This is a genomic window from Dyella telluris, assembly GCF_014297575.1.
Lineage (GTDB): Bacteria > Pseudomonadota > Gammaproteobacteria > Xanthomonadales > Rhodanobacteraceae > Dyella > Dyella telluris.
On record NZ_CP060412.1, the window covers coordinates 3929643 to 3947224 of the forward strand.

At 65.0% G+C, this 17582-nt stretch carries 21 protein-coding genes; 6 read left to right on the top strand and 15 right to left on the bottom strand.

Annotated features, from left to right (window positions below; genetic code table 11):
* Positions 1–14: 14 nt before the first annotated feature.
* The 13 genes from ccmD to H8F01_RS17295 all read right to left on the bottom strand — a co-directional run bounded on the left by ccmD (position 15) and on the right by H8F01_RS17295 (position 11561).
* A complete protein-coding gene (gene ccmD, locus H8F01_RS17235; protein WP_187056278.1) occupies positions 15–200 on the bottom strand; it encodes a heme exporter protein CcmD in 186 nt (61 codons plus the stop codon).
* Positions 197–955, bottom strand: a complete 759-nt coding sequence (locus tag H8F01_RS17240; RefSeq protein ID WP_187056279.1) for a heme ABC transporter permease — start codon at positions 953–955, stop codon at positions 197–199. The genes ccmD and H8F01_RS17240 overlap by 4 nt, the downstream gene beginning before the upstream one ends.
* A 5-nt stretch (positions 956–960) precedes the next feature.
* Entirely contained in the window at positions 961–1647 is a 687-nt protein-coding gene (ccmB, locus tag H8F01_RS17245) for a heme exporter protein CcmB (protein WP_187056280.1), read from the bottom strand.
* Positions 1644–2282, bottom strand: coding sequence for a cytochrome c biogenesis heme-transporting ATPase CcmA (gene ccmA / locus H8F01_RS17250; RefSeq protein WP_187056281.1), 639 nt, complete (start codon positions 2280–2282; stop codon positions 1644–1646). Before ccmA ends, ccmB begins: the two co-directional genes overlap by 4 nt.
* A 112-nt stretch (positions 2283–2394) precedes the next feature.
* A complete protein-coding gene (locus H8F01_RS17255; protein ID WP_187056282.1) occupies positions 2395–2814 on the bottom strand; it encodes a DUF3293 domain-containing protein in 420 nt (139 codons plus the stop codon).
* Positions 2807–4207, bottom strand: coding sequence for an FAD-dependent oxidoreductase (locus H8F01_RS17260; protein WP_187056283.1), 1401 nt, complete (start codon positions 4205–4207; stop codon positions 2807–2809). Before H8F01_RS17260 ends, H8F01_RS17255 begins: the two co-directional genes overlap by 8 nt.
* Before the next feature lie 211 nt (positions 4208–4418).
* Positions 4419–5180: an acetoacetyl-CoA reductase gene (phbB, locus tag H8F01_RS17265; RefSeq protein ID WP_187056284.1), complete on the bottom strand. Its 762-nt coding sequence runs from the start codon at positions 5178–5180 to the stop codon at positions 4419–4421.
* Positions 5181–5277: 97 nt separating this feature from the next.
* Positions 5278–5766, bottom strand: coding sequence for a polyhydroxyalkanoate synthesis repressor PhaR (gene phaR / locus H8F01_RS17270; protein WP_187056285.1), 489 nt, complete (start codon positions 5764–5766; stop codon positions 5278–5280).
* Between the two features lie 161 nt (positions 5767–5927).
* A complete protein-coding gene (locus tag H8F01_RS17275; protein ID WP_187056286.1) occupies positions 5928–7487 on the bottom strand; it encodes a DHA2 family efflux MFS transporter permease subunit in 1560 nt (519 codons plus the stop codon).
* A 21-nt stretch (positions 7488–7508) separates the two neighbouring features.
* Complete coding sequence (locus H8F01_RS17280) at positions 7509–8711, bottom strand: HlyD/EmrA/EmrK family protein (RefSeq protein ID WP_187056287.1); 1203 nt, start codon at positions 8709–8711, stop codon at positions 7509–7511.
* Positions 8698–10203 (bottom strand): efflux transporter outer membrane subunit, encoded by a 1506-nt coding sequence (locus tag H8F01_RS17285; protein WP_187056288.1) that lies wholly within the window; start codon positions 10201–10203, stop codon positions 8698–8700. Before H8F01_RS17285 ends, H8F01_RS17280 begins: the two co-directional genes overlap by 14 nt.
* Positions 10200–10676, bottom strand: a complete 477-nt coding sequence (locus H8F01_RS17290; protein ID WP_338017284.1) for a MarR family winged helix-turn-helix transcriptional regulator — start codon at positions 10674–10676, stop codon at positions 10200–10202. The genes H8F01_RS17285 and H8F01_RS17290 overlap by 4 nt, the downstream gene beginning before the upstream one ends.
* A gap of 117 nt (positions 10677–10793) precedes the next feature.
* Positions 10794–11561, bottom strand: a complete 768-nt coding sequence (locus H8F01_RS17295; protein ID WP_187056290.1) for a TatD family hydrolase — start codon at positions 11559–11561, stop codon at positions 10794–10796.
* Between the two features lie 140 nt (positions 11562–11701).
* On the opposite strand from H8F01_RS17295, the gene H8F01_RS17300 reads away from it, so the two are divergent.
* Both H8F01_RS17300 and H8F01_RS17305 read left to right on the top strand, forming a co-directional pair.
* Positions 11702–12286, top strand: a complete 585-nt coding sequence (locus H8F01_RS17300) for a glycine zipper 2TM domain-containing protein (RefSeq protein ID WP_187056291.1) — start codon at positions 11702–11704, stop codon at positions 12284–12286.
* Positions 12287–12297: 11 nt separating this feature from the next.
* Entirely contained in the window at positions 12298–12750 is a 453-nt protein-coding gene (locus H8F01_RS17305) for an outer membrane lipoprotein (protein ID WP_187056292.1), read from the top strand.
* A 76-nt stretch (positions 12751–12826) separates the two neighbouring features.
* Here the strand turns inward: H8F01_RS17305 and H8F01_RS17310 are convergent, their stop codons facing one another.
* On the bottom strand, positions 12827–13261 hold the full coding sequence (locus H8F01_RS17310) for a cell wall hydrolase (protein ID WP_187056293.1): 435 nt from the start codon (positions 13259–13261) through the stop codon (positions 12827–12829).
* Positions 13262–13722: 461 nt separating this feature from the next.
* The gene (ygfZ, locus tag H8F01_RS17315; RefSeq protein ID WP_238481270.1) at positions 13723–14592 is read right to left on the bottom strand and encodes a CAF17-like 4Fe-4S cluster assembly/insertion protein YgfZ; all 870 of its coding nucleotides are present in this window, start codon (positions 14590–14592) and stop codon (positions 13723–13725) included.
* A 59-nt stretch (positions 14593–14651) separates the two neighbouring features.
* Here ygfZ and H8F01_RS17320 point away from each other — a divergent pair, with 59 nt between their 5' ends.
* The 4 genes from H8F01_RS17320 to sdhA all read left to right on the top strand — a co-directional run bounded on the left by H8F01_RS17320 (position 14652) and on the right by sdhA (position 17502).
* Complete coding sequence (locus H8F01_RS17320) at positions 14652–14819, top strand: DUF1674 domain-containing protein (RefSeq protein WP_187056294.1); 168 nt, start codon at positions 14652–14654, stop codon at positions 14817–14819.
* Positions 14820–14904: 85 nt separating this feature from the next.
* On the top strand, positions 14905–15300 hold the full coding sequence (gene sdhC / locus H8F01_RS17325) for a succinate dehydrogenase, cytochrome b556 subunit (RefSeq protein ID WP_187056295.1): 396 nt from the start codon (positions 14905–14907) through the stop codon (positions 15298–15300).
* On the top strand, positions 15297–15710 hold the full coding sequence (gene sdhD / locus H8F01_RS17330) for a succinate dehydrogenase, hydrophobic membrane anchor protein (RefSeq protein ID WP_187056296.1): 414 nt from the start codon (positions 15297–15299) through the stop codon (positions 15708–15710). Before sdhC ends, sdhD begins: the two co-directional genes overlap by 4 nt.
* Positions 15711–15714: 4 nt before the next feature.
* Positions 15715–17502, top strand: a complete 1788-nt coding sequence (sdhA, locus tag H8F01_RS17335) for a succinate dehydrogenase flavoprotein subunit (protein ID WP_187056297.1) — start codon at positions 15715–15717, stop codon at positions 17500–17502.
* Positions 17503–17582 lie beyond the last annotated feature (80 nt).

The following is a 17582-nucleotide window of genomic DNA, read 5'->3' on the forward strand; positions in this document are numbered from 1 at the left end:
CGCGTAGGTGCCCCTCAGGGCGCAGATGGGTTGCGTTGCTGGCGTGCCGCCTGTCGCGCCATGCGGCTGCGCAGTTCGCGCAGGTTGCGGCGGCGGCGCAGCCACGGGTTGAGGTAGTCGGCGATCAGTACGATGAAGAACACCGCGTAGGCCGGCCACACATACATGGCGTAACCGCCCATGGCGAGGAAGGCGCTCATGCGCGGCCCTCCCGCTCTGCTATCTGTCGCACCCAATCCTTGCCGCTTTCCATCGACAGCAGGTCGGTGCGCACGCGGCCAAACAGGCTGGCGATGTAATAGAACTTGGTGGCGGCCATCATGGTGAGCAGCGGCCACAGCATGTCGGTGCTGATCTTCGAAGGACCAAGAATGCGCACGGTGGAACCCTGGTGCAGCGTGTTCCACCAGTTCACCGAGAAATGCACGATCGGCACGTTGATGATGCCGATGATGGCGAGGAAGGCCGCGGCGCGCGCGCCTTGCCGGCGATCTTCAAACGAGTGGTACAGGCCGATCACGCCCATGTACAGGAACAGCAGCACCAGCTCGGAGGTGAGTCGTGCATCCCACGTCCACCACGTGCCCCACATCGGCTTGCCCCACAGCGAGCCGGTGACCAGCGTGATGAAGGTGAAGGCCGCGCCGATGGGTGCCGATTCCATCGCCACCACTTCGGCGAGCTTGATGCGCCACACCAGCGAAATGAACGAGGCGACCGCCATCAGGCCGTAAATAAAGAGACTCATCCATGCGCAGGGCACGTGGATGAAGATGATGCGGTAGGCATCGCCCTGCTGGTAATCAGCGGGGGCCAGTACCAGGCCACCGTAAAGCGCGATGACGCCGGTGATGAGCGCAAGCGCCAGGGCCCACGGACGCACGATGCCGGCGAAGCGGTAAAAGTTCGGCGGGGAGCTGAGCTTGTGAACCCAGAGCGGGATCCAGTTGGCCATCGTCGTTATGCATCCAGAGCTATGCGGAGGGCAGTGGCACAGGCCAGGGGGGCGAGCACCAAGGCCATGACCAGCGCGGCACCCAGCCAGGCGATGGGCGCAAGCCACGGCAGCCCCTGTTGAGCCGCGGCGACAGCGCCTGCGGCAAAGATCACCACGGGTACGCAAAGCGGCAGCAACATCAGCGCCAGCAGCATACCAGAGCGTCGCGTGCCGGCCGTCAGCGCCACCAGCACCGCGCCAAGCAGGCTCAGCAGCGGCGTAGACAGCAGCAATGCGTAGACCAAAACCGGCATCACGGCGGTCGGCAGATGCAGCATGCCAGCCAGCAGTGGTGCGATGACGATGAGTGGAAGAGCCGTGGTGATCCAGTGCGCCAGGATCTTCATGCCCAGCATCAGGGCCAGCGGTTGCGGCGACAGCATGAGTTGTTCGAGCGAGCCGTCGTCGATGTCGCTGCGGAACATGGCGTCCAGTGCCAGCAGCATGGCCAGCAGCATGGTCACCAGCACGGCACCGCCGGCGATGCGCTGGAGCAGGGCATCCTCCGGTCCCAGTGCGAACGGGAACAGCGTGATCACGATCAGCGCGTACAGCACCGGCATGACGATGTCGCCACGGCGACGCCAGGCCAGGGTGAGATCGCGGCGCAGCACGGCGGCGCAGGCGGAAGCGAGCGGCGCGTGACTCATGCGTGCATGCGTATCCGTTTCGGCTCGCCATGGAGAAAGCTCACCGCACCATGGCTGGTCACCAGCGCGGCGCCGCCGGCGGCGGCGTGCCGTTCAAGCAGGCGGTTGACCAGTTCGATGCCGGTACGGTCGAGGTTGGCGTACGGTTCGTCGAGCAGCCACAGGGTGGCCGGCAGCAACAGCAGGCGGGCGAGCGCGGCGCGCTTCTTCTGGCCGGCGGAGAGCCGCCGCACCGGCTCGTCTTCATAGCCGGCGAGACCGATGTCCGCGAGCACGCCTTCCACCGTGCATCCGTCGCGCGTGCCGAACAGGCCGGCGGCGACGGCGAGGTTCTCCCGTGCACTGAGATCAGCCTTCAGCCCCAGATGATGACCGAGGAAAAGGACGTCGCCCAGATGCTCGTCGCGTCGCCAGGGCTGGCCGCGCCAGTCCACCGTGCCCTCGTCAATGTGCAGCAGGCCGGCCAGGATGCGCAGCAGGGTCGTCTTGCCGCTGCCGTTGTCGCCTTCCACCAGCGCCACTTCGCCCGCGAGCAGGCAGAAATCCAGCGGACCGAATACGGGTTCGTCCTGGCGGTAGAAGGTGAGCGCCCGGGCCTCCAGCAGAGGCTGAGCGACGGCGGTGGAGGCAGTCATCACCCGATTGTCCGCAATGCCCGGCGGGCTTGTCCATGCGGCGAGGTGACGCCAACAAAAGTGGCGGGCGCGGGCCTTGGAAACAGGTCGTCGGATGCCATGCGGGCAGCGCCTAAGCCCCGGGTGGGAGGCGCAATTGGGCGGGCGTGGCACCCCGGCCATGGACGTAGCCGAACTGTCCAAAACGAAGGGCGAGCGCATCGAGCGGGGCGGTATCCGGCCCGACCACCCACAGGCTGGGTTCAATCCATCGCCCATCCCGGCTGACGCCCCGGCCGGGGCGGATCAACAAGGTTTGCGGGAACGCGCGCAGGACGGCGAGCAGCGCACGCTGGGCGCCCCGGTTCTGCGGCCGGGGCGTGGGTTCCGAGCGTGGGTTCCATGCGGTGATGAAACCCCAGGCATGGTCCCCGGCCAGGGTTCGCAGGGGTGGTGACAAGGCTTGTCCGATACGGATGGCGGCGTAGCCGCCGCGCGCCAGGCGCACCCGGTAGTCGGTGGCCTGATACGCGGCGAGCAGGGCGTCATCCATGCCGCAGGTCGGGCAGCGGCGGAAGCGTGGCGCGCAGTGCATCGACGGCGGCGCCCAGATCCACCGCAGCGGCGTCGGTGGAGCCGCGCAGCAGTTGGTCCAGCAGCACGTCCTGCGCGCGGCCGCGTTCGTACGCGTAGGCATAGGGCAGGTGGGTGAAGGTGACCATGCGATAGCGCGCCATGAAATGCCCCGGCGCGTGCTCGGCCAGCAGGGCACCCAGCGCCCGCTTGGCGAGGTAATGCGGATCGGCGACCGAGTCGCGCATCTCCACGTAGTTCTCCAGCGCCATCGCCGCGATGGCATCGCTGTTGGGCTGGCGGATGCGCTGGAACTCGGCGAACACGTCGGCGGTGTCATCCGGCGCTTCGGCCAGCAGCGACGCCAGCACCACGGTGTCTTCGAAACCGCAGTTCATGCCCTGGCCGTGGAACGGCACGATGGCGTGGGCGGCGTCGCCCACCAGCAGTGCGCGTCCATCCAGATGCCAGCGGTCGAGGTACAGCGTGGAGAGCGTGCCCACCGGGTGGCCGTCGTAGTCGTTGGCGAAGTCGGGAATCAGCGGCAGCAGGTCGGGGAAATCTTCTTCGAAGAAGGCTCGCGCCGTGTTCGCACCGCCCAGCGTGTCGAAGCTCGGGTGTGGCCCGTGCGCCGGCAGGAACAGGGTGACGGTGAAGCTGCCTTCGGTATTGGGCAGGGCGATGCACATGTAGCCGCCACGCGGCCAGATGTGCAGCGCGTGCGGCTCCAGCGCGAACTGGTCGTGGCCGCCGCTGCGGCCGACCAGGTCGGCGGAGAGACCACCGGCCGGCGGGATCTCCAGTTCCTTGTAGCCATGGCCCAGCGACTCCACGCGCTCGCCCAGCGGCGAGTGCGCATTCATGGCTGCGCGCAGGGCAGAGCCCGCACCATCGGCGCCGATCACCACCGGTGCGTCCAACTCGCGCGATACGCCTTGTTCGTCCACCAGACGGATGCGCCGCTGGTCGAAATCGGCATGGGCCAGCGACTGGCCGAAGTGGAAATTCACGCCGGCCGCTTCGGCGGCATCCAGCAACAGCATGTTGAGCGCGCCGCGCGAGACGGACCAGATCACCTCGCTGTCGTCCACGCCATAGCGCTGCAGCCCGGAGCGGCCGTCGCGCGTGTGCACCATGCGGCCGCGCATCATCACCGCACGCTGCAACACATCGTCGGCCAGGCCGGCTTCGCGCAGCGCCTGCAGGCCGCGTTCGGCCAGGGCGAGATTGATCGAGCGACCACCCGTGAAGCCGGCAATGCGCGGGTCAGGGCGTTTCTCGAAAACGTCGACGGCGAAACCACGTCCCGCCAATTGCTGCGCCAGCAAGGCGCCGACCAGGCCGCCGCCGATAAGAGTGATGTGCTTCGCCATGAAGTCCCGCTGCGTAGGTGGCAACCGCGTAAAGCGCCAAGAGTAGCGGGTCGGGGGCGGGGAGGGCGATGCGCAGTGCGGCAAGGCGCGGGTAGTGCGCTACGACGTCGCCATGACGGCGGTGGCCCGGGAACCGCCATTCCCGCTTTCGCGGGAATGACGGGATCGTTTTGGTCATGCCGAGCGAAGGAAGGCGCGGCCTTCGCTTCACTCAGAAGCTCATGAAATACCCGCCGTTGACCGGCAGGTTGGCACCCGTGATATAGCCGGCGTCATCGGCGGTAAGGAAGGCCACGGCGCGGGCGATGTCCCCCGGTGAACCCAGCCGGCCCACCGGAATGTCGGCAATGATCTGCTCGCGGATGTCCTGTGCCACGGCAGCCACCAGCGCCGTATCGCAGTAACCCGGCGATACCGTATTGACGGTAATGCCCTTGCGTGCGGTTTCGCGCGCCAGCGCCATGCCGAAGCCGTGCACGCCAGCCTTGGCGGCGGAGTAGTTGGTCTGGCCGAACTGGCCGGTCTGGCCGTTGACCGAGCTCAGGTTGACGATGCGGCCGAAGCCGCGCGTGCTCATGCCTTCCACCACATTGCGGCAGGTGTTGAACACGCCGTCCAGGTTCACGCGCATCAGTTCGTGCCACTGCTGCGGCGTCATTTTGCGCAGGCTGGTGTCGCGGGTGATGCCGGCGGCGTTTACCAGGATGTCCACGCTGCCGTGTTGCTGTTCGATGCGGCCGATCAGCTCGGCGCAGCTGTCGAACTGGCTGACGTCGCCGGGCTCGAACCGGATGGCGCCGTTGAGATCGGCCGTTTCCTGCTGAAAGGCGCGCAGTCGTTCTTCGCGCCCGGGCAGGTCAACCGCAATAACCTGGCGACCGGCCTGCGCCAGCTGGCGACAGATCTCGGTACCAAGGCCGCCGATGCCGCCCGTGACAAGGGCGACGCGCGCCGTGCGTGTGTTCGTGATCATGTGAAGGACTCGTGCACATGCCGCACAGCAGCACGTGTTGTGCTGCAGCGGCGAGTGAGACGGAGAAGGGTGGCTCGCGGGCGCGAGCCGGGCGGGATCAGCCCGGCTTCTTGGTCGTGCCGCGCGGCGGCGTCTGGGTCTGCGTGGCGGTGTTGAGCAGGCCGCTCTGCATGTTGCGCCAGGCTTCCATGTTGCGCTCGGTCAGGTCGTTGAGCATGGACCAGGGCGTCTGGCCGAGCAGGCTGTTGAGCTGCGTGCGGAACTGCTGCTGCTGGTCCAGGAAGACCTGCAGGCTGCGCTCCAGGTACGGGCCCATGAACCCCTGCAACGAGTCGCCGTAGAAGCGGATGATCTGGCTGAGCAGCTGGGGAGACAGCATCGGCTGCCCCTTTTCCTCGTGCTCAGAGATGATCTGCAGCAGGACCGAGCGAGTCAGGTCCTCGCCGCTCTTGGCGTCGCGGACTTCGAAGGTTTCGCCGTCCAGCACCAGCTGACGGACCTCTTCCAGCGTGATGTAGCTGGAGATTTCCGTGTCGTAGAGCCGACGGTTCGGATACTTCTTGATGATGCGGATCGTTTGTGCCATGCACACAAACTAGCAGAAGGTATTGCGGCGCACCAGTCGCCCAACTGGTATTCATTGCTGCACTGGTCAGTTGCAGCAATTCCTGTTAGATCAATCACATGCCTGTTTGTGCCGGTTTGTGCCGGATTGAGCTCAATCCGGCACATGAGGGCGGCCCGGGGTCAGTGGGCGGGGCCGCCGGCGGAGCCAAAGGGCGGCTTGGCCAGCCAGATCACCGGGATCAGCACAATGAACAGCACCGCGCACAGCAGGAAGATGTCATTCACCGCCAGGGTGAGGGCTTCCTTGTTCACCATCTGGTCGACGATGCCCAGCGCCTGCTGCTGACTGCCGCCGCCATGGGTCAGCTGCGTCAGGATCTGGTTGGTTGGCGCGCTGGCGGCCGTCACGTTCTCGGTCAGGTTGGCGTGGTGCAGGATGCCGCGGTGCTGCCATAGCGTCACCGTCACCGCCGTGGACACGCTGGAGCCCAGCGTTCGGAAGAAGTTGGCCAGGCCGCTGGCACTGGCGATTTCCTCCGCGGGCAGTCCCGACAGGTAGATCTGGTTGAGCGGGATGAAGAAGCAGGGGATGGCCACGCCCATCACGAATCGGGGCAGCACCAGGGTGGAGAACGACGCACTGGTGTCGAAGGTGGAGAACCAGTACGAGGTGGCCGCGAACACCACGAAGGCGAACGTCACCACGGCGCGCAGTTCCAGTTTCTGCATGTTCTTGCCCAGCACGGGCGAGAGCAGGAAGGCGAGGATGCCCACCGGTGCGGTGGCCAGGCCCGCCCATGTCGCCGTGTATCCCAGCGTGGTCTGCAGCCACAGCGGGAACACCACGTTGATGCCGAAGAACGCGAACATGCCCAGCGACAGCGCGACGACACCCGCCGTGAAGTTGCGTTGCTTGAACAGGCCAAGGTCCACCACCGGGTGTTTGGCGTGCAGTTCCCACACCACCAGGAAGGTGAGTGAGACCAGGGCGATGATGCCCAGCGTGGCAATCAGCGGCGAGGCGAACCAGTCATGGTCGTTGCCGTTGTCCAGCATGAACTGCAGGCAGCCCACGCCGCCCACCAGCAGCACCAGGCCGACCACGTCGATGGGCGACTGGTACGTCTTGGTTTCGCGCTTGCGCAGCAGGGTCCAGGTGATGACACCGGCAAGGATGCCCACCGGCAGGTTGATGTAGAAAATCCACGGCCACGAGAAATTGTCCGTGAGCCAGCCGCCCAGGATGGGTCCGAAGATGGGCGCAACCACTACCGTCATCGCCCACAGGGCGAGCGCGATGCCTTGCTTGGCTTTCGGGTAACTCGCCAGCAGCAGGGTGAGCGACAGCGCCACCATCGGGCCGGAACCTGCGCCCTGCATCAGGCGCGCAAACACCAGCATGGGCATGGAGGTGGCCAGGCCGCACATCATCGAGAAGACGACGAACAGGCCGACCGAAACCACGAACGTTTTCACTTCGCCGAAGCGGCGCGCGATCCAGCCGGTCAGCGGCTGCATGATGGCGCTGGCCAGCGAGTACGAGCTGATCGTCCAGGTGCCTTCGTTGGCGCTCACGCCAAGGCTGCCGGCGATATGAGGCACCGCGACATTGACGATGGTCATGTCCAGCACCTCCATGAAGGTGCTGAACGCTACCGCGATGGTCAGCAGGACCAGCGCGGCGCCGTGCAAAGGCGGCAAGCCTTCGGCCGTCTTTTCTTCGTTGGAATTGTCAGCCATGGCGGCGTGTCCGTCGTGGGGTCAGTTCGCGTCGCGCTGGCTGAGGTTGGCCTGGATGACCTTGGAGGCTTCTTCGTCGGCCTTGCTGGCCATCTGGTCATAGACCGAGGTTTCGGCGACCGGCTGGCCGTTGCCCTGCGCCGCGTTCATGCCGCCCTTGTCGTCGGTGATGTCCACCGTGACATCGGTGGACAGGCCCACGCGCAGCGGATGCTGGTCCAGCTCCTTGTCGTCCAGCGCAATGCGCACCGGCACGCGCTGCACCACCTTGATCCAGTTGCCGGTGGCGTTCTGTGCCGGCAGCAGCGAGAACACCGCGCCCGTACCGGCGCCCAGGCCGATCACCTTGCCGTGGAATTCCACGCCGCTGCCGTAAACGTCGGCTTCGATCTTGGCGGGCTGGCCCACGCGGATGTGGCGCAGCTGGTTTTCCTTGAAGTTGGCATCGACCCACAGGTTGTGCAGCGGCACCACGGTCATCAGCTGCTGGCCCGGCTGCACGCTGTTGCCCACCTGCACGCTGCGCTGGGCAACGTAGCCGGTTACCGGCGCGAAGATACTGTTGCGCTGGGCGGCGATCCACGCCGAACGGAAGTTGGCGCGCGCCTGTTCCACGGCCGGGTTCTTGGCGATCACGGTGCCTTCGATGGCGGCGTGCGCGGCGTACGCCTGCGCCTGGGCCGCATCGAGCGACGCCTGGGCCTGATCCACCGCGTCACGCAGATGCTGCACGGTCTCGGGCGCTTCGGCCTGAGCGGCGATCAGCGGCGCGCGGCGGGCGAGGTCGGCCTGGGCCTTCTTCAGATCCACCTTGGCCTTGGCCACCTGGGCATCGGCGCTGGTGGCCGAATCGGTCTGCTGGCGCACCTGGCGCACGGCCTGCGCCAGCGAGCTGCTGGCCTGCTGCAGGCGTACGTCGGCATCGGTGTTGTCCAGTTTCACCAGCACCTGGCCGGCTTCCACACGCTGCGTATCGTCGGTAAGGATGGCCACGACGATGCCCGGCACCTGTGCGGAGATGGCCACCTGGTTGCCGCCCACGTAGGCGTTGTCGGTCTGCTCGCGCCGGGAGAACACGAACAGCCACAGCACCACCCATGTCGCAGCGGCAAGGATGAAGACAAGAGCAACGATCAGCAGTGCGCGTCGACGCTTGGCCGGATCCTTGGCGGCCATGCCGCTGTCGTTATCGTTCTTGTTGACGGCGGACTCAGTGGCGCTCATGGGCGGCGTCTCCGGAAAGGTTCAAAGGGGAAGAGGGGCGTTCGCTGGAGGCCTGCTCGGGCAGGCTGGCGCGGTAACCGCCACCCAGGGCCTTGATCAGCGAGATATCGGTGGACAGCGCCTGCGCCTGCAGGCTCACATCGTTGTCCTGTTGCTGCAGCAGCTGTGCCTGCGCGCTCAGTGTTTCGCGACGATCGGTAACGCCGCGCTGTACGCGCGACTGCGCCGTGGCGAGCAACTGCTGGTTGGCGGCAATCTCGCGCGCCTGTTCCTTGCGGCGGCCTTCGATCTGGTCGGCGGTGAGGCTTTGCGTGGCAACGTCGCGTGCGGCGTTCAGCACCGCGCTGTTGTATTGGGCCATTGCCGTATCGAGCTGGGCCTTGCTGATGCCGTAATTCGCTTCCAGCAGGCCGCCGGTGAAGATCGGCAGGTGCAGTGCCGGTGTCAGGCCGAACACGCGGCTGCCCGAGCTGAACATCTTGTCGAGATCGATGGTCGACAGACCCGCCATGGCGCTGAGGCTGATATCCGGGAAGAACTGCGCCCGCGCCACGTCGGTCTGTCGCAGCGCCGCTTCGACTTGCCACAGGCTGGCGGCGATGTCGGGGCGACGCGCGATCAGGTCGACGCCGACGTTGTCGGGCAGGCCCGTGGTGACGCCGGGAAGGGCGCGCGGCTGCAGCGTTGGCAGCTGCGCAGGCGACACGCCGCACAGGCTGGCGAGTGCGGCCTGGCGGATACGCGCCGAGCTTTCGATGGCCACCAGCGACTGTCGCGCGGCGGCCGTCTGAGCCTTGGCGGACTGCAGCGTGTCCGGTCGGTCGACGCCTTGCTTCACGCGCAGGGTCGCGATCTGCTCCATCTGTTCAGCCGTCTGTACGGACTGCTTCGCAAGCGCGACGCGCGACTGGTCGGCGAGCCAGCCGAAATAGGTATCGGCAATAGTGGTCTGGATGGCGAGTGCCGCGGCGCTGTGCTGCGCTTCGGCAGCGTGGGCCTGATCCACGGAGCCTTCGATGGTGTTGCGCTTCTTGCCCCAGAAGTCGAAGTCGTACTGCGCCTGCACGCCGATGTCGCCCTGGTTGTACCAGGTGAAACCGAGGAACTTGGGCGGAATCAGGCCCGTTTCACTCAGGCGCTGGCGTTCCACCTGCGCGCTGCCGTTCACGCTGAGGCCGGATTGCGCGGTGGCGGCACGGACGGATTGCTGCGCCGAATCCACGCGGGAGCGGGCTTCCGCCAGGTCCGGCGAATCCTGCATGGCCAGATCGATCAGCTGGTCAAGCTGCGGGTCGTTGTACTGCTTCCACCAGGCGGTGTCGGGCCAGCCGGCGCGATGGCCGGTGTCCAGGCCCGCGAGAGGGACGTCGTCCCGGATCGGCGGGCGATTGAGCTTGGCGGGAACAGAGCAGCCCGCGACGGCAAGCACGACGGCGCAGGCGAGCAGCGCGCGACGGCCAAGCCCGTGACGGAGGGGGCGATGTGGGGTCATGGACGGGAGTCCGATTGGGTGAGCGAGTCGATGTTGACGGCTATCTGGCGAAGAAGGCGGTCGAGCGTTCGCTTGTCATTGGCGGTCAGCGTGGCGTATGCACGATGAACATTCGGGAAAAGCGGCGGAAGGATCTTGCGCACCATCCGTTTGCCGGCCGTGGTGATGCTTAGCACGATGCGGCGACGGTCTTCCGCGCTGGTGGCGCGAGTGACCAAGCCTGCCTTCACCAGCACGTTGGCGATGCGCGTCATGTTGGTGGCGCCTTGCTGTGCGTACTCGCACAGTTCGGATGGTGTCGCACTCCCGGTAGGGCTGCTGTAAATCATCATCAACGTGCGGAAATCGCTGTCATTCAGGCCATACGGCTTGAGGTTGCGTTCCAGCTCGTCGAGCAGCGTGCCACCCACCAGCAATAGCAGGCGCGTGAGTACGACTTCCTGGAGGGGAAGCTCCGGGAATATCTCGCTCACACGGCCAATCCCCTCGTCCATATGGGCGAGACATTCGGGCATCTGTTTCATTTCACCAAAGAATAGTTCGCCAGTGAAGTATTAAGTCTAGCCTCGGGCCTGCATGGTCCGCAAGCATCAGGGCAGGCGGAACAGGCGCCTGGCGTTTTCGGTGGTAGCTTGTGCGACGGTTTCGGCGCTTTCGTTGCGCAGCTGCGCGATGGTGTCCAGCACTTCGACGATATATGCGGGCTCGTTGCGTTCGCCGCGATGGCAGGCGCCGGGCTGGTCCGGTGCATCCGTTTCGAGCAGCAGGTGCTCGATGGGCATACGTGCAACGATGCCGCGCAGGCGTTGCGCCCGTTCATGCGTCACCGGGCCGCCCATGCCGATATGGAAACCCATTTCCCAAAGTCTTTCGGCCTGCTGCAGGCTGCCGGAGAAACTGTGGACCACGCCGCGCAGGCCGCCCATGCGACGCATGGTGGAGGTGACTTCGTCCATGGCGCGCCGGGCGTGCACGATCACGGGCAGATCGAAGTCGCGGGCCATGCGCAGCTGCTGCTGGAAGTATTCGCGTTGCCGCCCGACATCGAGGTCGGTCAAGAAATAGTCAAGTCCGATCTCGCCCACAGCGACGGCGCGATGGGTCTCCAGCCACGTCCTGAGCTCGCTGAGGTGCTCGGGGCGGTGCTGGTCGATATAGATGGGGTGCATGCCGTAGGCGGGGTGGGCCTGGGCATATGAGGCGCAGAGGGCCTCGATCCGCGGCCACGAGGCCTGGTCGATCGCCGGCACCACGATATGGCGTACCCCAGCCTCGCTGGCGCGCTCGAACATGGCCGGTAAATGGGCCGCAAAGCTCGCATCATCGATGTGCGCATGGCTGTCGGTGAGTTCGAGCACAGTATTGGGTGTCCTGAATTTGGAAAAATGGCTGGTTTCGGTCTAAGCAAATATTCAGTGATCGAGAGGTTCAATATTTGTGCTTGGATCGAATTCGAGCTCGGAGCGGGGCGCTCCGTAGGTCCAGACAGGAGAGCATTATGAACAGGTTGGTCGTTTCGGCGCTGCATGTCGGCTTCGCCGGTGTATTGGCATTGGGTCTTTCGGCATGCAACAAGGACGCGAATGCGGACGGTGGCGTGGGCGGCATGGCGCAACAGGATGGCGGCGCCAATGGCGCCAAGTACGCGCGCGTCGTCAGTGTGACCCCGGTCCGTGATGCCGCGAGCGCGCCGCAGCAGGTGTGCCATGACGAGGTGGTGACGACGCACAAGCCGGTGCAGGACACGCACCAGATCGCCGGCACGGCCATTGGTGCCGTGGCAGGTGGCCTGCTGGGCAACCAGGTGGGCGGCGGCAAGGGCCGCACGCTGGCGACCGTTGCCGGCGCCGTGGGCGGCGGTTATGCCGGCCATGAAATCCAGAAGAACCATCAGGCAAATGCCACCCAGCAGAGCACCCAGCGTCATTGCGAAACGGTGCCCGGTAATGGTGGCGATAAGGTGGTGGCGTACGACGTGAGTTACGAGTACAACGGTGTTACCCGCACTGTGCGCATGGACCACGATCCGGGCGACAGGCTCCAGGTGCAGGAAGGTGTGGTAGCCGTTTCCGACGCTCACTGAGGATTCACGCCATGGATACACTGCTTCGACGTTTGGCTGTCGTAGGGCTGGTTGCTGCTGTAGCGCTTCTTTCGGGATGTGAAACGCCGCCGCAGCGGCAGACCGTCTATAGCGGTTCTTCCAATCGGTGCGAGCAGTGTGGCGTGGTGAGTGATGTGCGGCAGATCGAGACGCAGAAGAGCTCGTCGCCGCTTGGCATGGTCATCGGCGGCATTGCCGGTGGCGTGATCGGCAACCAGTTCGGCGGTGGCAGCGGCAAAGTGCTGACCACCGTTGCCGGTACCGTTGCCGGCGGCGCCATTGGCAACCAGGTGGGCAAGAACTCCGGAGGCCCGGACGTTGCGTGGCAGGTTACGATCAAGCTGGACGATGGTCGCTATGCAACGGTGACGCAGGCGGCCGATCCGCAGGTTCGCACCGGGGACTACGTGCAGATCCGCAACAACCTCGTCTATCGTCTCTGATAAAAAAGACGTCTGGACGTCCAAATGAAAAGGCCCTCGAAAGAGGGCCTTTTTTTATGCGGCATGGTTGCGCTGGTTAATTGTTGACCACGTAGAAGGCGTGTTCGCCGATGGTCTTGACGCGCTTGTTCGACCATGTGGGTGTGACGGCGAGTGTGGCGAAGGCGTCTGCGCGTGGCACGTATACCGTGCGCTCTCCTTGCGGCAGGCTCCAGTTGCTGATCGAGTCACCCGCAATCTTCCACGCCTTGGTCCAGGAGTTGAGATCGGTGACTTCGAAAGTGCTCGCGGTTGTCGTCAGCGCGAACTGACGCGGGGAGGTAACGACCTCACAAACGCTACCGCCCCAGGTGCCGCGATCGCGACGACGAAGGGCCACTTCGGCCACGGCGTACTGGCCGATGGTCGACTCACTGCGTGCCTCGAGATAAACCGTCGTGGCCAGGCAGGTCTGGTCCGCGAGGGGCTGGGGTAGCACGGACGCTAACCACAACAGCATCGAAAGTTTCATTGTCTGCCTCCAGCGTGCTGTACGTTCGAGGTCGGTAATGCTGACTTCGCGCGCCGTTGCGGTGGACGGGCGGGCAGGCCGTTCCACCTGGATTGATCACCGCGACCGAAACTTGTGGTCAGGCGGCTCGCCACGGGATTGTGGCCACTCGAGCGGTTGATCCGGTACCACTCAAAACTGGTTGTGCTGCAAAGGCATTGCTCGGGTACTGAACGACCTCGTGCCTGCAACTTCTGGCCGCGCATGGGGCGGCATGTACACCGGTATCACTACCGGGTCGCGCCGATCCGGACCCCTCCGGTTCGTCGCGTATGTCGACACCCTCGGGCAGTGGGGTGTCGTCGAATTGGTTGGCGGAGCCTAGTGGCCGGTTTCCGATCTGGCAAGTGCCAGGCAGTTCAGGTTCACACCACGCTCACATTGTCATTTCAAACGTGAATCCTTGCGCAACGGCGTTTTCATCACGCTGGCCAGCTATCGAGAACGTTCAGCGAGACACCTTCATTGGTGACGATGTTCGACGCGTTTTCGATCGCATTCATTAGACCATCGTCTATGACAGCGAGCGCCGAAACGGTGGCGTCAGCGTCGACGACATCAAGCAACTGGATGCCGTTCTCGCCGCGTTGGTGCAGCACGGTGCCCCCCGTTGCATGCTGCGACAATACGACGCAATGCATATGCCGCTTGAGCCCGCCGCGATAGTGCAGGCGCGCAACGATCTCCTGGCCCGGGTAGCAGCCCTTGTCGAACGCAACGGCCTGAAGTCGTTCAAGCGACAGCGATTGCGGCAGCAGCTTGCCGAGCACGTCGTCCGGCAACCACGGCCAGCCCATGCGAATCTGCGGCAGTCGCCATGCGTCGTTGGAAGATGCTGCGCCGACGATCAGGCTGTGATCGCCGCAGCCGATCACGTAGGCATCGCCTTCACGATGGACAGCGTAAGTCTCCACCGCGGGCCCGCGGCCGAGGGGGCGTGGGCCGGGCACCGTCACCTTCACCTTGGAGCGGAAGACGAAACGCTGGAGCGATTGCGCCATCGGCGCGGCGTCGCCACCGCGCAGCAACACCAGGAAAGCGTCATCGGCCAGTCGCGCAAGGTGGAACAGGGCGAGCACGCGCCCCTGCGCGTCGAGCCAGGCTCCGAACTGCCATGTGCCGACGGCCAGCGACTGGACGTTGCTGCTGAACTGGGCCTGCGCGAACGCAGCGGCATCGGCACCTTCAAGCAGCAGGGTCTGGGCGGAGTATTCTGTCGTCATAGCTGGGCGAGGTAAGGGCAGGGGGCGGGAGATGCAAGTACTGCCGACCCTACTGGCAGACGAACGCACTGCCGTCAAGGTTGTGCTGCATTAACGCAGGTATTACGCTTTTACGGCTTTCAAACACCATGTCCGATACGTCCTCCCAAACCAAGTCCACGCCTGTTTCCGTTCCTGCGGAACAGGTGACCGTGCCTGCCGTTCCGGCAACGGAAAAGACGACGAAGGAGCAACCGGCCCCGGATCCCACCCGTTACGGCGATTGGGAAAAAAACGGGCGCTGTATCGACTTCTGATCGCGCCGCGCCGGCTCCGCGCCGGCGTCGTCGGGTAAGGGAAGGGCGGTATAGGGCATCAGCGATTCCACCCAGGATAGCCGCCATGGCAGACACGCAACGACCGCTCTCTCCCCACATGGGCATATATAAGTGGCAAGTGCAGATGGTGACCTCCATCGTGCACCGCGCTACCGGCATTGCCCTTTCCGTCGGAACCCTGCTCGTGCTGTGGGGGGTCTGGTCCCTCGCCAGCGGCGAGGACAGCTATAACCAGTTCAAGACCTGCATGGGCAGTCCGCTCGGCCTGGTGCTGCTGTTTGGTTGGTCGTGGGCACTTTTCTACCACCTGTGCAACGGCATCCGTCACCTGTTCCAGGACGGTGGGATGGGCTACGCCATTCCGCAGTTCGTCCGTTCCAGCTGGCTCACGATCGTCGGCAGCATCGTGCTGACCGTCATCGTGTGGGTCTGCGTGTTCACCTGTGGAGGTGCCGCATGAGCGCCAACGGTCCGCAGCATGATGTGCGCAAGCAGTTGCGCAACCCCCTGAAGCGCGCCCGCGGCCTTGGCTCGGCGCAGTCCGGCGTGAGCCACTGGTGGATGCAGCGCGTTACCGCCACGGCGCTGGTGTTCCTCAGCATCTGGTTCGTGGTGACGGTGCTTGGCGCACTGCACTCCGATTACGCAACGGCCCGCGGCATCATCGCCAAGCCCTGGAATGCCCTGCTGCTGGTGGCCTTCGTGCTGGCCATGTGCTGGCACGCGGTGCTCGGCCTGCAGGTCGTGATCGAAGACTATGTGCATACGCGCTGGAAGGAAGTCGCCCTCCTGGTGCTGGTGAAGTTCATTGCAGTGCTCGGCACGCTGGCCACCCTGATGGCCGTGCTGCGCGTGGCGCTGGGAGCCTGATTCCATGGAAAGCTACAAGATCCAACAGCATAAGTACGACGTGATCGTGGTTGGCGCCGGCGGCGCTGGCCTGCGCGCCACCTTCGGCCTGGCCGAGAAGGGCCTCAAGGCCGCGTGCATCACCAAGGTGTTCCCGACGCGCTCGCATACCGTGGCCGCGCAGGGCGGTATCTCCGCCGCGCTGGGCAACATGGGCGAAGACGACTGGCGCTTCCACTTCTACGACACGATCAAGGGTTCCGACTGGCTCGGTGACCAGGACGCGATCGAATACATGTGCCGCGAGGCGATTCCGGCCATCATCGAGCTGGAACACTACGGCGTGCCGTTCTCGCGTACCGAGGAAGGCAAGATCTACCAGCGTCCGTTCGGCGGCATGACCACGCACTACGGCAAGGGCACCGCGCAGCGCACCTGCGCCGCGGCCGACCGTACCGGTCACGCCATCCTGCACACGCTGTACCAGCAGGCGCTGGCGCATGACGCCACGTTCTTCATCGAGTATTTCGCCATCGACCTCATCTTCGACGAAGAAGGTGTGTGCCGCGGCGTGCTCGCGCTGGACATGAACGAAGGCACTTTGCACTTCTTCCGCGGCCAGGCCGTGGTGCTGGCCACCGGCGGCTATGGCCGTGCGTACTTCAGTGCCACCTCGGCCCATACCTGCACCGGCGACGGTGGCGGCATGGTGCTGCGCGCGGGCCTCGCGCTGCAGGACATGGAGTTCGTGCAGTTCCATCCCACCGGCATCTACGGTTCGGGCTGCCTGATCACCGAAGGCGTGCGTGGCGAGGGCGGTTACCTCACCAACTCCAACGGCGAGCGTTTCATGGAGCGCTATGCGCCCAACGCCAAGGATCTCGCTTCGCGTGACGTGGTCAGCCGCGCCATGACGATGGAAATCCGCGAAGGCCGCGGCGTGGGTGAGCACAAGGACCACATCCACATCAACCTGATGCACCTGGGCGCGGAAGTGATTCACGAGCGCCTGCCGGGCATCGCCGAGTCGGCGCGCATCTTCGCCGGCGTGGACGTGACCAAGGAGCCGATCCCGGTGATCCCGACCGTCCACTACAACATGGGCGGCATCCCCACCAACTATCACGGTGAAGTGGTGCAGAAGAAGGGTGACGACGTGGACGCCGTCGTGCCGGGCCTGTTCGCCATTGGCGAAGCGGCCTGCGTGTCGGTGCACGGCGCCAACCGCCTGGGCTCCAACTCGCTGCTCGACCTGGTGGTGTTCGGTCGCGCCGTGGCCAACCGCTGCGCCGAGATCGTCAAGCCGGGCGCTCCCCACAAGGACTTGCCGGCCAGCGCGCTGGACAAGGCGCTCGCCCGTTTCGACGGCCTGCGCAATGCCAAGGGCAGCCAGCCGACCGCGAAGATCCGCGCCGAAATGCAGCGCACCATGCAGTCCGATGCGGCCGTGTTCCGCACGGGTGAGTCGCTGCAGGAAGGCTGTGAGAAGATCTCCAAGGTGCGCGAGTCGTTCAAGGACGTGGGCGTCAGCGATCGTTCGCTGGTGTGGAACTCCGACCTGATCGAAACGCTGGAGCTGGCCAACCTGCTCGACCAGGCCGTGGCCACCATGTACTCGGCGGCTCAGCGCGAAGAGAGCCGCGGTGCACATGCCCGCGAAGATTTCCCCGAGCGCGATGACCACACCTGGCAGAAGCACACGCTGGTGGCGGTCGACGAGAACGGCAAGGCCAGCTTCGATTTCCGTCCGGTGCACATGTACACCATGACGAACGAAGTCGAAGTGGTCCCGCCGAAGAAGCGCGTTTACTGATCGCAAGCCGGGGAGCCTGATGGTTCCCCGGTCGTTGTACCGGCGCTCGCAAGACGAGCTGTTACAGCAAGCACGAATCT

Coding starts and splice junctions, on each gene's coding strand:
- ccmD (WP_187056278.1), bottom strand. CDS start 200: ATGAGCGCCTTCCTCGCCATGGGCGGTTACGCCATGTATGTGTGGCCG.
- H8F01_RS17240 (WP_187056279.1), bottom strand. CDS start 955: ATGGCCAACTGGATCCCGCTCTGGGTTCACAAGCTCAGCTCCCCGCCG.
- ccmB (WP_187056280.1), bottom strand. CDS start 1,647: ATGAGTCACGCGCCGCTCGCTTCCGCCTGCGCCGCCGTGCTGCGCCGC.
- ccmA (WP_187056281.1), bottom strand. CDS start 2,282: ATGACTGCCTCCACCGCCGTCGCTCAGCCTCTGCTGGAGGCCCGGGCG.
- H8F01_RS17255 (WP_187056282.1), bottom strand. CDS start 2,814: ATGGATGACGCCCTGCTCGCCGCGTATCAGGCCACCGACTACCGGGTG.
- H8F01_RS17260 (WP_187056283.1), bottom strand. CDS start 4,207: ATGGCGAAGCACATCACTCTTATCGGCGGCGGCCTGGTCGGCGCCTTG.
- phbB (WP_187056284.1), bottom strand. CDS start 5,180: ATGATCACGAACACACGCACGGCGCGCGTCGCCCTTGTCACGGGCGGC.
- phaR (WP_187056285.1), bottom strand. CDS start 5,766: ATGGCACAAACGATCCGCATCATCAAGAAGTATCCGAACCGTCGGCTC.
- H8F01_RS17275 (WP_187056286.1), bottom strand. CDS start 7,487: ATGGCTGACAATTCCAACGAAGAAAAGACGGCCGAAGGCTTGCCGCCT.
- H8F01_RS17280 (WP_187056287.1), bottom strand. CDS start 8,711: ATGAGCGCCACTGAGTCCGCCGTCAACAAGAACGATAACGACAGCGGC.
- H8F01_RS17285 (WP_187056288.1), bottom strand. CDS start 10,203: ATGACCCCACATCGCCCCCTCCGTCACGGGCTTGGCCGTCGCGCGCTG.
- H8F01_RS17300 (WP_187056291.1), top strand. CDS start 11,702: ATGAACAGGTTGGTCGTTTCGGCGCTGCATGTCGGCTTCGCCGGTGTA.
- H8F01_RS17305 (WP_187056292.1), top strand. CDS start 12,298: ATGGATACACTGCTTCGACGTTTGGCTGTCGTAGGGCTGGTTGCTGCT.
- H8F01_RS17310 (WP_187056293.1), bottom strand. CDS start 13,261: ATGAAACTTTCGATGCTGTTGTGGTTAGCGTCCGTGCTACCCCAGCCC.
- H8F01_RS17320 (WP_187056294.1), top strand. CDS start 14,652: ATGTCCGATACGTCCTCCCAAACCAAGTCCACGCCTGTTTCCGTTCCT.
- sdhC (WP_187056295.1), top strand. CDS start 14,905: ATGGCAGACACGCAACGACCGCTCTCTCCCCACATGGGCATATATAAG.
- sdhD (WP_187056296.1), top strand. CDS start 15,297: ATGAGCGCCAACGGTCCGCAGCATGATGTGCGCAAGCAGTTGCGCAAC.
- sdhA (WP_187056297.1), top strand. CDS start 15,715: ATGGAAAGCTACAAGATCCAACAGCATAAGTACGACGTGATCGTGGTT.